Annotated in this window: 1 protein-coding gene; it reads right to left on the bottom strand. The window is 73.3% G+C overall.

Annotated features, from left to right (window positions below; translation table 11 throughout):
• Nucleotides 1–76: 76 nt before the first annotated feature.
• Complete coding sequence (locus tag ACFY1P_RS15510) at nucleotides 77–13,747, bottom strand: SDR family NAD(P)-dependent oxidoreductase (protein WP_390750862.1); 13,671 nt, start codon at nucleotides 13,745–13,747, stop codon at nucleotides 77–79.
• Between the last annotated feature and the right edge of the window lie 13 nt (nucleotides 13,748–13,760).

The following is a 13,760-nucleotide window of genomic DNA, read 5'->3' as shown; positions in this document are numbered from 1 at the left end:
TGCGCGCGCCTTCCGGCTTCCTCTTTCCCGCGCGTCGAGCGATCGCCGGGCCCGGCCGGATGCCGGGCCCGACGCATCACACGTTCTTCGCAAGCCAGTCGAGGACCGCCTGCGCGGTGGCGCCGGCGTGGTCCTCCATCATCGTGAAGTGGTCGCCCGGCACTTCGATCCGCGTGACCTCGTCGCCCCACGCGGACTCCTCGTCGACCCCCTCTTCCGACCCCGTGAAGGTGTCCTCGGCCTTCACCGCCAGGATGGGGGCGTTGACGGGCGCCGGCCCCCAGGTGGAGAAGAGGCGCAGATAGCCGCCCATCGCGGTCAGCCGGCCTTCGTCGACCACGCCGAACATCTTCTCGCGGTCGAACATCTTGCCGGACAGGTTGGTCTGGATCCAGGGCAGCGCCTCACTGCGGGGCAGATAGGTGTCCAGCATCACGACCGCCGACGGGGTGATGCCGCGCTCCTCCAGCAACCCCGCGACCGCCTGGGCGATCCACCCACCCGACGAACGGCCGACGAGCACGAACGGTTCCTGCCCGACGCTCCGCAGCACCGCCTCCGCCTGCATCTCGACCACCGCGTCGACGCTCGCCGGAAGCAACTCACCCTTCCCGAATCCAGGTTCGGGCAGGACGGTCACGTCCCGGCGCCCACGGAAGCCCGCGGCGAAACGGGCGTACTCGCGGGCGCCCGAAATGGCCACCAGCGACGGGAAGCACACCAATCCCGGCGCCGTGCTGCCCTTGGACAGCCGGACGAGCTTGGGCGGGCTGGTGAGTTCGGCGGCCGTACGGAACGACGGGCGCAGCCGGGCCGCCGCCATCAGCAGCTGGGTGCCCGCCACGTACTCCCCGTCGGCGCACGCCTGCCGGTAGAGCGACTCGATCGTCGAACCGGCCGTGCCCGCGCCCCCCGTGACCGCCGCCGGCTGTCCGGTGCCGCCTGCGGCGGGTTCCGCCGGGGCCGGCCGGCTGCCCGTCGCCCCCGGCAGCAGCTGGGTGCGCAGATAGGCGGCGAGCGCGGCGGAGGTGGTGTGGTCGAAGAGCAGTGTCGCCGGCAGGGTGAGGCCGGTGACGTGGTTGAGCCGGTTGCGGATCTCCACCGCCGTGAGCGAGGTGATGCCCAGCTCCAGGAAGGCGTGGTCCTCCTCGATCATGTCCGGTGAGTCGTGACCGAGCACGGTCGCGGTGTGCGTACGCACCAGCTCGGTCAGGGCCCGGTCCTGCTCCGCCGCCGTCATGCCCGCGAGCCGCTGCGCGAGCGGCACCTGCCCCGCGTCCGCACCGCCGGAGGCGGAAGCGGAGTCGGCCGCCCTGCGGGCCGGCACCCGCACGAGACCGCGGAACAACGGAGGCGTGCCGACCGAGGCCGCCTGCGCCCGCAGGGCCGCGAGGTCCAGGCGCATCGGGACCAGCAGCGGATCCGCCGGTCCGGCGCCGTCCGCCGCCGCTTCCGCGACCGCCAGGTCGAACAGCGCGAGCCCCTCCTCGGAGGTCAGCGCGGCCACTCCGGAGCGGTTCAGCCGCTTGACGTCCTCGTCCTCCATGTTCCCGGTCATGGCGCTGCGTTCGGCCCACAGGCCCCAAGCCAGCGAGACGGCGGGCAGCCCCTCGGCCCTGCGGAGCTGGGCCAGCGCGTCCAGGAAGGTGTTGGCGGCGGCGTAGTTGGCCTGCCCGGCGGCGCCGAAGACGCCCGCGGCCGACGAGAACAGCACGAACGCCGACAACGGCAGCTCCCTCGTCAGCTCGTGGAGGTTGACGGCCGCGTCCACCTTCGGGCGCAGCACCGCGTCCATGCGCTCCGGCGTCATCGAGGCGAGGACGCCGTCGTCGAGGACACCGGCCGCGTGCACCACACCGGTGAGCGGGTGTTCGGCCGGTACGCCGGCGAGCAGCTCCGCGAGGGCGGAGCGGTCGGCGGCGTCACAGGCGGCCAGGCGCACCGTGGCGCCCAGGGCGGTCAGCTCCTCCACCAACTCGGCCGCACCCGCGGCCGCGAGGCCACGACGGCTGGTCAGCAGCAGGTGCCGCACACCGCGCTCGGCCACCAGGTGCCGTGCCACGAGAGACCCCAGCACACCGGTCGCACCGGTGAGGAGCACCGTCCCGCCCGGCTCCCACACCGGGGCGGTGACGGATTCGTCCCCGCTGCCCTGCGGGCTGCCGACGGCCGCGCGCACCCTGGCCAGCCGAGGAGCGAGTGCCCGCCCCGCGCGCACCGCGAGCTGCGGTTCGTCCCCGCCCAGCGCCTGCGGCAACGCCGCGAAGGATGCCTCCTGCTCGTCGAGGTCCAGCAGGACGAACCGGTCGGGGTTCTCCGACTGTGCCGCCCGTACGAGACCCCACACCGCCGCGCGGGCCGGATCGGCGACCGCGTCCCCGGGCCGCGGGGCGACCGCCCCGCGGGTGACGAAGACCAGCCGGGACCGCCCGAACCGCTCGTCGGCCGACCACGACTGGACCAGCCGCAGCGCCCGGTGCACCGCGTCACGCACCTGCTCGGCGGACAGCACCGGTGACCCGTCGGAGGTGTCGGACACCTCGGCGGAGAGCGGAACGAACACCAGGTCCGGTGCCCTCCGGCCGGCCTCCATGGACTCCGCCAGAGCGGGCAGGTCCGCAAACCTCTCGGCCTGTGCCCCCACTGTCCCTGCCGACTTCAGGGCCGTCGGCAGCTGCGTGCCGTCGCCACCGAGCACCGCCCACCCACCGGGGAAGGCGGGCGCGGCGGCCACCGCCACCGGGGCCCAGTCCAGCCGGAAGAGGGACTCGTGGAAAGACCCGTGCGCCCGGCTGAGCTCCTCCCGGGAGATCGCACGCGTCACGAGCGAGTCCACCGAGAGCACCGGCCGGCCCGACTCGTCGACCGCCGTCAGCGCCACCGCGTCCGGGCCGGCCGGGGCCAGCCGGACCCGCAGCACGGACGCGCCCGCCGCGTGCAGCGCCACACCGTTCCAGGCGAAGGGGAGCCGGACACGTCCGGTGTCCCCCGGCTCCGCTCCGTCCGCGGTGGCGGTGCCGGGCAGCCGGACGAACCCACCGAACGCCATCGCGTGCAGCGCCCCGTCCAGCAGGGCGGGGTGGACCCCCAGGTCTCCGGCCTCGGACCACTGCTCCTCGGGCAGCCGGACCTCCGCGAACACCTCCTCGCCCCGGCGCCATACGGCACGCAGCCCCTGGAACGAGGGACCGTAGCCGAAGCCGTTCCGCGCGAACCTCTCGTACAGGCCCTCGACATCGACCGCTTCCGCGTCCGCCGGAGGCCATGCCTCACCGGACCCGGAGCCGGACACGGGTGCCCCGTCCGCGAGCGCGCCGGTGGCGTGCCGCGTCCAAGGTCCGTCCTCCGCCTGCGAGTACACACTCACCGAGCGTCGGCCGAGCTCGTCCGGGCCGTCGACGGCGACCTGGACCCGCACCGCGCCGTCTTCGGGCAGTACGAGGGGAGCCTCCAGCGTCAGCTCCTCCACCCGGCCGCAACCGACCGCGTCCCCGGCCCGCAGCGCCAGCTCCACGAAGGCCGTACCCGGCAGCAGCGTGACACCGGCCACCGCGTGATCGGCGAGCCACGGGTGCGTACGCAGCGACAGGCGCCCTGTCAGGAGCACCCCGTCGGAAGCGGGCAGGGTCACTGCCGCACCGAGGAGCGGGTGATCGGCGGCGGACAGACCGGCCGAGGTGACATCACCTGCTGCCGCGGAGGCCGACTCCAGCCAGTAGCGCTGGTGTTGGAAGGCGTACGTGGGGAGGTCCACGCGACGCGCACCCGTGCCGTCGAAGAGCTTGGCCCAATCGACGGACGCCCCGCCTACGAAGGCTTCGGCGACGGAGGTCAGGAAGCGGTCGAGACCGCCCTCGTCGCGGCGGAGGGAGCCGACGGCGGTGATGCTGTGGTTCTCGGCGGTCTGCTCAATACCCATGGTCAGGACCGGGTGAGCACTGGACTCCACGAACAGACGGAAACCGTCGTCCAGGAGCGCCTCGACGGCTTCCTGGAAGCGGACCGTCTGACGCAGGTTTCGATACCAATAAGCAGCGTCGAAACCGCTCGTCTCCAGCACGCCACCGGTCACCGTCGAATAGAACGGCACGGACGCCGGGCGGGGAGTGATTCCGGCGAGGTCCCGCAGGAGCGCGTCCTCGATCTCCTCCACATGCGCGCAGTGCGACGCGTAATCCACCGCGATCCGACGAGCACGAATGCCGTCCGCCTCACAACCGGCGAGGAGCTCATCGAGGGCGTCGTTGTCACCGGAAACCACGACCGTGGCCGGGCCATTGACCGCCGCAACCGCCAGACGGTTGTCCAGCCGCGCCTCAACCGCCTCCACATCCAGGGAGACCGAGACCATCCCGCCGCGACCGGACAGGACCCGCAGCGCCTTGCTCCGCAGCGCCACCACCTTCGCGGCATCGGCCAGGGAAAGGGCACCCGCAACGCACGCGGCCGCGATCTCACCCTGCGAGTGACCGATGACGGCAGCAGGCTCCACACCCGTCGAGCGCCACATCTCCGCCAGGGAGACCATCACGGCCCACAGCACCGGCTGAACGACGTCGACCTGCTCCAGCCAGGCGTCGTCCGCGCAACGCAGCAGATCGGTCAACGACCAGTCCACGTAAGGCGCCAGCGCAGCCCCGCACTCCGCGATCCGCTCCGCGAACACCGGCGAAGACTCCAGCAGACCGGCAGCCATACCGACCCACTGCGACCCCTGCCCCGGGAACACGAACGCCACGCGGCCCTCCGCACCCGCGACACGGCCCCGCACCACACCCGGAACCTCGCGCCCCTCGACCAGCGCGCTCAAACCATCCCGGTGCTCCGCCAGGACCACAGCCCGGTGCTCGAACACACCCCGGCCGGCCGCCAGCGAGAACCCCACGTCCACAGGCGACAGCTCACCCACATGCGCGAGCAACCGCTCTGCCTGCCCTCGCAACGCGGCCTCGGACTTCGCCGACACCACCCACGGCACCGTCGGCAGCGGCCGCTCCGGGCGCTGTTCCTCGATGTCCGGCTGGGGGGCCTGTTCGAGGATGATGTGCGCGTTGGTGCCGCTGAGGCCGAAGGAAGAGACGCCGGCCCGGCGCGGCCGCTCGGTCTCGGGCCACGAGGTGGTCTCGGCCAGCAGCTCGACGGCTCCGGCCGTCCAGTCGACGTGCGGCGACGGCTCGTCGATGTGCAGCGACTGCGGCAGCACGCCGTGTCGCATCGCCAGGACCATCTTCATGATGCCCGCGACGCCGGCGGCGGCCTGGGTGTGGCCGATGTTCGACTTGATCGAGCCGAGCCACAACGGCCGCTCCACCGGCCGGTCCTGGCCGTACGTGGCCAGCAGCGCCTGGGCCTCGATCGGGTCACCCAGCGTCGTGCCCGTGCCGTGCGCCTCGACCGCGTCCACCTCACCGGCCGACAGTCCGGCGTTCGCCAGCGCGGCTCGGATGACCCGCTGCTGCGACGGACCGTTCGGCGCGGTCAGACCGTTGCTCGCACCGTCCTGGTTCACCGCCGAGCCACGCACGACCGCCAGCACCTCATGGCCGTTCCGCCGCGCGTCCGACAGGCGCTCCAGCAGGAGCATGCCGACGCCCTCGCCCCAGCCCGTGCCGTCCGCCGCGGCCGCGAACGGCTTGCAGCGGCCGTCCGTGGCCAGGCCGCGCTGGCGGCTGAACTCCACGAACGTCGCGGGGGTGGACATCACGGTGACGCCGCCGGCCAGCGCGAGCGTGCACTCGCCCTGCCGCAGGGACTGTGCCGCCAGGTGCAGGGCGACCAGCGAGGACGAGCAGGCGGTGTCGATGGTCACCGCCGGGCCCTCCAGGCCGAAGGTGTAGGCGATGCGGCCGGACGCGATGCTGCCGGATCCACCTGTCGCCAGATAGCCCTCGGCACCCTCGGGGATGCTCTGCAACTGCGAGCCGTAGTCGTGATACATCAGGCCCGCGAAGACACCGGTCGCGGTGCCGCGCAGGGCCGCCGGGTCGATGCCGGCCCGCTCGAACGCCTCCCAGGACGTCTCCAGCAGCAGCCGCTGCTGCGGGTCCATCGCCAGTGCCTCGCGCGGCGAGATCCCGAAGAACGCCGGGTCGAAGTCACCGGCCGCGTGCAGGAAGCCGCCTTCGCGGGCGTAGCTCTTGCCGTCGCTGTCCGGGTCCGGGTCGTAGAGCCCTTCCGCGTCCCAGCCGCGGTTCGCGGGGAAGCCGGAGACGGCGTCCTCCCCGGCGGCGAGCAGGCGCCACAGGTCGTCGGGGGTGCGCACCCCGCCCGGGAAGCGGCAGCCCATGGCGATGATGACCACGGGGTCGTCCTCGCCGCCCGCGCCTGCGGGAAGGGCCGGTGCCGCGGGTCGCACGGCCTCGCTCCGGCCGGTCAGTTCGCCGTGCAGGTACTGGGCCAGCGCGGTGGGTGTCGGGTAGTCGAAGACGAGCGTGGACGGCAGGCGCAGCCCGGTGGGCGTGGCGAGCCGGTTGCGCAGTTCGACGGCGGTGAGGGAGTCGAAGCCGAAGTCGTTGAACGCCCGGCCCGGCTCCACCGCCTCGGGGCCCGCGTGCCCCAACACGGCGGCCACGCAGCGGCGTACGAGGTCCAGCGCCATCCGTTCGCCGTCCGCCGCCGAGGCTCCGGCGAGCCGCTCGCGCAGCTGTGCGTCGCCCGCGTCGCGGACCGTGTCGGCCGCCCGGCGGCCCGTGGGCCGCACCAGGTCGCGCAGCACATGCGGCACTTCCTCGCCACGGCGTGCCTGCGCCGTGTCCAGCCGCATGGGGACGACCACGGGCGTGTACGCCGCGCAGGCGGTGTCGAACAGGGTCAGGCCCTCTTCGGGGGACAGCCCGATTACGCCGGACTGCTCGATGCGGCGCAGGTCGGTGCCGGCCAGGCCGCCCGCCATCCCGTCGCCCATGTCCCACAGGCCCCACGCGAGGGAGAGGCCGGGCAGGCCCGCGGCCCGGCGGCGGCGCACCAGCGCGTCGAGATAGGCGTTGGCAGCGGCGTAGTTGCCCTGTCCGGCCGTGCCGAACGTCCCCGCGGCGGAGGAGAAGACCACGAACGCCGAGAGGTCCATGGACTCGGTCAGCTCGTGGAGGTTCGCCACGGCGGTCACCTTCGGCCGCAGGACCGCGTCCACGCGCTGCGGCGTGAGCGAGTCGACGACACCGTCGTCCAGCACGCCGGCGGTGTGGACGACCGCGCGCAGCGGGCGGTCCGCCGGAATGCCCTCGAGCACGGCGGCCAGCGCGTCCCGGTCCGCCACGTCGCAGGCCGCCCAGGTCACGGAGGCACCCGCGGCCCTCAGCTCCGCCTCCAGCGCGTCGGCGCCGTCGACGTCCGCCCCGCGGCGGCTCACCAGCAGCAGGTGCCGGACGCCGTTCGCGGTCACCAGGTGGCGCGCGGTCAGCCTCCCCAGCGTGCCGCCGGCACCGGTCAGCAGGACCGTGCCCTGCTCGTCCCAGGTCGCCGAGGGCTCCAGGGCGTCAGTGGCCCGCACCCGGTCCAGGCGTGCGCCCAGCAGGTTTCCGTCCCGGACGGCCACCTGGGGCTCGCCGCAGGACACGGCGGCGGACACCAGGGCGAGGTCGTCCTCGGACAGCCCCTGCTCCCCGGCGGCCGGAGCCTCCAGGTCGACGAGTACGAAGCGCCCGGGGTGCTCCGCCTGCGCCGTCCGTACCAGCCCCCACACGGCGGCCGCCGCGAGGTCCGCGACGTCGCCGTCGGCCTCGGTCGCCACCGCGCCCCGGGTGACCGTCACCAGGCGCGAGCCGGCGAAGCGCTCCTCCGCCAGCCAGTCCTGCACCAGGGCCAGGGCCCGGTGGACGGCGTGCCGCACCTCGTCGGCGGCCGTACCGGCCACGGACGGCAGGGCGCAGACGACCACCGGCGGCAGCTCCGCACCACCCTCGACGGCCGCGCGCAGCGCGTCGAGGTTTTCGTGGAACGGTGTCCGGGCGAGCACCGCTTCCGGCATCGCCTCCTGGGGTACGAGCCCGGCGCCGCCCAGCAGGACCGGTTCGGCGCCCGCCTTGTGCGCCGACGCCACGCGGCGCCAGCCCATCTGGAACATCGACCGGTGGAGCACGCCACCCGCCGCGTTGATCTGCTCGGCCGACACGGGACGTGTCACCAGCGACGCGACGGTGGCCACGAGCGCGCCGTCCCCGTCGGTCACCTCCATCGACAGCGCCGAGCCGTCGGCTCCTTCAGGGCTGAGCCGCACGCGCAGTACGGACGCCCCCGTCGCGTACAGGGACACTCCGCTCCACGAGAACGGCAGCCGGATCCCTTCGTCCTCCGAGGAGGGCAGCGCCGCGGCTCCCACCGCGTGCAGGGCCGCGTCCAGCAAGGCCGGGTGGACGCCGAAACGCCCCGGCGTCTGCTGGGCGTCCTCCGGCAGCAGGACCTCCGCGTACACCTCCGGCCCCCGGCGCCACGCGGCTCGCAGGCCCTGGAAGACCGGTCCGTACCGCAGGCCCATCGCGGCGAGCCGCTCGTAGTGACCGTCGAGGGCGACGGGTTCGGCGCCCTGCGGCGGCCACACCTGTTCCCCGGTGCTCGGGCGCGCCTCCTCGGGCGCGATCCTGCCTGTGGCGTGCCGGACCCACAGTTCGCCTTCGCCGTCCGGGCGCGAGTGCACGGTCAGCGTCCGGCCGCCCGAGTCGTCGGCGTCGGCGACCGTCACTCGTACCTGCACTCCGCCCTGCTCCGGGAGGACGAGCGGTGCTTCCAGGGTGAGTTCCTCGACCAGGGGGCACCCGACCCAGGCACCGGCGTGCAGTGCCAGTTCGACAAAGGCCGTACCGGGCAGCAGCACCGCTCCCATGACGCTGTGGTCCGCCAGCCAGCCGTGCGAGGCCAGCGACAGCCTGCCGGTGAACAGGCAGCCGTCGGAGTCCGGCAGGGTCACGGCGGCACCCAGCAACGGATGATCCGCAGCGCCCAGACCGACGGACCCGATGTCGGCGGCCCCTGGCGCCGACTCCAGCCAGTAGCGCTCGCGCTGGAAGGCGTAGGTGGGCAGCTCGATCTGCCGGGGGCGGGCCGGGGCGAGCATCGCGGCCCAGTCCACGGCGTGGCCCTGGACATAGACCTGAGCCAGAGCCTCCAGCAGCGACGCTGCTTCGTCGCGGTCCTTGCGCAGGGCCGGGGTGAACAGCAGGTGCGGGGCGGTCTCCTGGCCCATGCCGGACAGGACACCGTCCGGGCCCAGCTCCAGGAAGGCGGTTGCCCCCTGGTCCGCCAGGCATGCGATGCCGTCGGCGAAACGGACGGTCGCGCGGACATGGCGCACCCAGTAGTCCGGGTCACATATGTCCTCAGCCGTGGCGAGCGCGCCGGTGAGATTGGAGACGAGCGGGATACGAGGTGCCCCGTACGTCAACTGCTCCGCCGTCTCGCGGAAGTCGGCCAGCATCGGCTCCATCAGCGGCGAGTGGAAGGCGTGCGAGACACGCAGCCGCCGGGTCTTGATCCCCTGTGCCTCCAGCCGGGCCACGACCTCGGCCACCGGCGCCTCGGCACCGGAAACCACGACCGAGGACGGCCCGTTGACCGCTGCTATGTCCACATCTGTGCAGTCGGCCAGCAGCGGCAGCACATCTGCCTCTGCCGCCCGCACCGACACCATCACGCCGCCGGCCGGAAGCGCCTGCATCAACCGGCCGCGCGCCGCGACGAGGGCGCAGGCATCTGCGAGCGACCAGACCCCGGCCACGTATGCGGCCGCGATCTCGCCGATGGAGTGCCCGGCGACGAAGTCCGGCTTCACGCCCCACGAAGCGGCCAGCCGATAGAGGGCGACCTCGACAGCGAACAGGCCGCACTGCGTGAACACGGTCGCATCCAGAAGAGCGGAATCGTCCCCGAACACCACCTCACGCAGCGGGCGTTCCAGCAGACCGTCGAAGTGCCCGCAGATCTCGTCGAAGGCTTCGGCGAAGACCGGGAAGGCTTCGTACAGCTCCCGGCCCATGCCCAGCCGCTGGCTGCCCTGACCCGAGAACACCAACGCCAGCTTGCCCGGCGCCTGCACACCCTGGATCACACCGGCGCCAGGCTCACCCGAGACCACGGCGCTCAGCCCGGCCTCGAAACCGGGCCGGTCCGCAGCGATCACCACGGCACGGTGCTCGAACACCGACCGCGCCGCCACCAACGAGTACGCCACATCGGCGGGCACGACAGCCTCGTCCCGCGTCAACGGCAGCAAGCGCTCCGCCTGCCCCCGCAACGCCGCCTCGGACCTGGCTGACACCACCCACGGCAGCACGGGCAGCGCACCCTCCGCAGCAGCCGGAACCTCCGGCTCCTCCGGCGCCTGCTCCACGATCACATGCGCGTTCGTCCCGCTGATGCCGAACGACGACACACCCGCGCGCCGCAACTGGCCGCTCTCCGGCCACGGTGTGGCCTCCGTCAGCAGCTCCACCGCACCCGCGGACCAGTCCACGTGCGGCGACGGCTCGTCGACGTGCAGCGACTGCGGCAGCACACCGTGCCGCATCGCCAGCACCATCTTCATCACGCCCGCCACACCGGCCGCGGCCTGGGTGTGACCGATGTTCGACTTGATCGAGCCGAGCAACAGGGGCTTGTCTTCCGGCCGTTCCTGGCCGTACGTGGCCAGCAGCGCCTGCGCCTCGATCGGGTCACCCAGCTTGGTACCGGTGCCATGTGCCTCGACCGCGTCGACTTCGCCGGCCGTGAGTCCAGCGCTCGCCAGCGCCGCACGGATCACCCGCTGCTGCGACGGACCGTTCGGCGCCGTCAACCCATTGCTCGCACCGTCCTGGTTCACCGCCGAGCCACGCACCACGGCCAGCACCCGATGCCCATTACGCCGCGCGTCCGACAACCGCTCCAGCAACAGCATCCCCGCGCCCTCGGAGAACCCCGTACCGTCCGCACCCGCCGCAAACGCCTTGCAACGACCGTCCGGAGCCAGACCACGCTGACGGCTGAACTCCACGAACAGCGCCGGCGTCGCCATCACCGACACACCACCCGCCAACGCCAGGGAGCACTCCCCCTGCCGCAGCGACTGCACCGCCAGATGCAGCGCGACCAGCGACGACGAACACGCCGTGTCCACCGTCACCGCAGGACCCTCGAACCCGAACGTGTAGGACACCCGGCCGGAGACGATGCTGCCGGGGCTCGGGGAGCCGGGCGTGCCGTCGGGGCCCTGGAGGAGGCCGTAGTCGTGGTGCATGATCCCGGCGAACACACCGGTCTGACTGCCACGCACCGACACCGGATCGATACCGGCCCGCTCCAGCACCTCCCACGACGTCTCCAGCAGCAACCGCTGCTGCGGATCCATCGCCAGCGCCTCACGCGGCGAGATCCCGAAGAACCCCGGGTCGAACTCACCGGCGTCGTAGAGGAATCCACCCTCCCGGGCGTGGATCTTCCCCGGCACGTCGGAGTTCGGGTCGTACAGCTCGTCGATGTTCCAGCCGCGGTCGTCGGGGAACGCGGACATGGCGTCGGAGCCGTGTTCGAGCAGCTGCCAGAGCTCCTCGGGGGTGCGTATGCCGCCCGGGAAGCGGCAGCTCATGCCCACGATGGCGATCGGCTCGTCGACGGACGTGGCCACCGCGGCCGCCGGAACCGCCGCACGCGTCGCGACCCCGGCATGCGCCGACACCAGCTCACCCAGCAGGTAGTGGGCGAGCACCGCAGGGCTCGGGTAGTCGAAGACCAGCGTCGCGGGCAACCGCAGACCCGTGGCCGCGTTCAGCCGGTTCCGCAGCTCCACCGCGGTCAACGAGTCGAAACCGAGCTCCTTGAAAGCGCGCTCGCTGTCGACGGAGCTTCCGTCGGCGTGCCCCAGGACCGCGGCGACCTGCGTGCACACCAGCGCGCGCAGGGCGTCGTCCCGCTCGGACTCCGACAGGTTCGCAAGGCGCCGCCACAGCTCCGGCGCGTCGGCGCCGGACGACGCCTCCACCGTACGGCGCGTGGGGACGCGCAGCAGGTCACGCAGCAGCGCGGGCACCACCCCGGACGCGGCCTGGGCGCGCAGCGCCGGCAGGTCCAGTCGCAGGGGCAGCAGCACCGCTTCCGCCGTGGTCGCGGCGGTGTCGAACAGCGCCAGGCCCTCGTCCGAAGTGAGCGGGGAGATGCCGCCACGGCGCATGCGGCGTACGTCCGCTTCGTCCAAGTGGCCGGTCATGCCGCTGCGTTCCGCCCAGAAGCCCCAGCCCAGCGACACCGCGGGCAGACCGTGGGCGCGCCGGTGGGCCGCCAGGGCGTCGACGAACGCGTTCGCCGCGGCGTAGTTGCCCTGCCCGGCGCCGCCGAACGTACCGGCGGCGGACGAGAAGAGCACGAACGCGGACAGGTTCAGGTCCCGGGTCAGCTCGTGCAGGTGGACGGCGGCGTCGACCTTGGGCCGCAGCACCGCGTCGATCTGCTCCGGAGTGAGCGACTCGATGACGCCGTCGTCGAGCACACCGGCCGCGTGCACGACCCCGGTCAGCGGGTGCTCGGCGGGCACACCGGCCAGGAGCTCCTTCAGCGCCGTCCGGTCGGAGGTGTCGCAGGCCGCCACGGTCACCGAGGCGCCCAGCGCGGTCAGTTCCGCCGCCAGCTCGGGCGCACCCGTGGCCTCCAGGCCACGCCGGGAGACCAGCAGCAGATGCCGTACGCCGTGCCGCGCGACCAGGTGTCGCGCCACAAGGCTGCCCAGCGTGCCGGTCGCACCGGTCAGGAGCGCCGTCCCGTCCGGGTCCCAGCCGAAGCCGGTCTCGGCGGCGGCTTCGGCGGTGGCGCGCGCCAGTCGCGGTGCGAACAACTCGCCCGACCGTACGGCGATCTGAGGCTCACCGGAGGCCAGTGCCGCGTCGAGGACGCCGCTGAGCGCTTCCGGCCCGTCCACGTCGACGAGGACGAACCGGTCGGGGTGCTCCGCCTGCGCGGACCTGACCAGGCCCCAGACCGCGGCCGCCGCCAGGTCGGGTACGTCCTCATCGGGCGCGGTCGCCACCGCGCCCCGGGTCACCACGACCAGCCGCGACCCGGCGAACCGCTCCTCGGCCAGCCATCCTTGCAGCGTCTCCAGAGCGCGCCGCGTCGCTCCCCGCACATCGCCCGGGTCACCGTCGGAAGCCGCCGAGAAGGAGACCGCCACCACGTCGGGAACCGCCGCGCCGCCCTCCACGGCTGCCCGCAGCGCCGCCAGGTCCGGATGAGCCACCGCGGCCAGAGCGTCCTCAAGATGCGCGGCCTCCGGGCCGAACACCGACCACTGCGTGGTGGCCGTGGAGGTGCGCATCGGGACGCCGCGCCACGCGACACGGTAGAGCGCGTCATGCGTGGTGTTCGCCGCGGCCTCCAGCTGCTCGGCCGACACGGTACGCGTGACCAGGGACGTCACCGTCGCGACGGGAGCGCCGGTGGTGTCCGCAGCGATCAGGGACACCGCTTCCGGTCCGGCCGGGGCGAGCCGTACGCGCAGTGCGTCCGCGCCCGTCGCGAACAGCGACACCCCACCCCAGACGAACGGCAGGCCGGGCCGCCGCTCGTCGGCGTCCTCCTCCTGCGTGTCCGGGCCCGAGGCCATGGCGTGCAGGGCGGAGTCCAGCAGCGCGGGGTGCAGCCCGAAGCGGCTCGCCTCGGTGCGCTGCTCCTCGGCGAGGACGACCTCGGCGAACACCTCGTCGCCACGGCGCCACGCCGCCCGTACGCCCTGGAAGGCCGCTCCGTACTGAAGCCCCGTCGCCGCGAGCCGCTCGTACAGGCCGTCCACCGCGACCGGCTCC

Origin of the sequence: Streptomyces sp. NPDC001407 (assembly GCF_042895325.1) — a bacterium.
Classification (GTDB): Bacteria; Actinomycetota; Actinomycetes; order Streptomycetales; family Streptomycetaceae; genus Streptomyces.
Note: the sequence above shows the minus strand (reverse complement) of the source record. Positions and strands in the feature narration are given on the sequence as shown.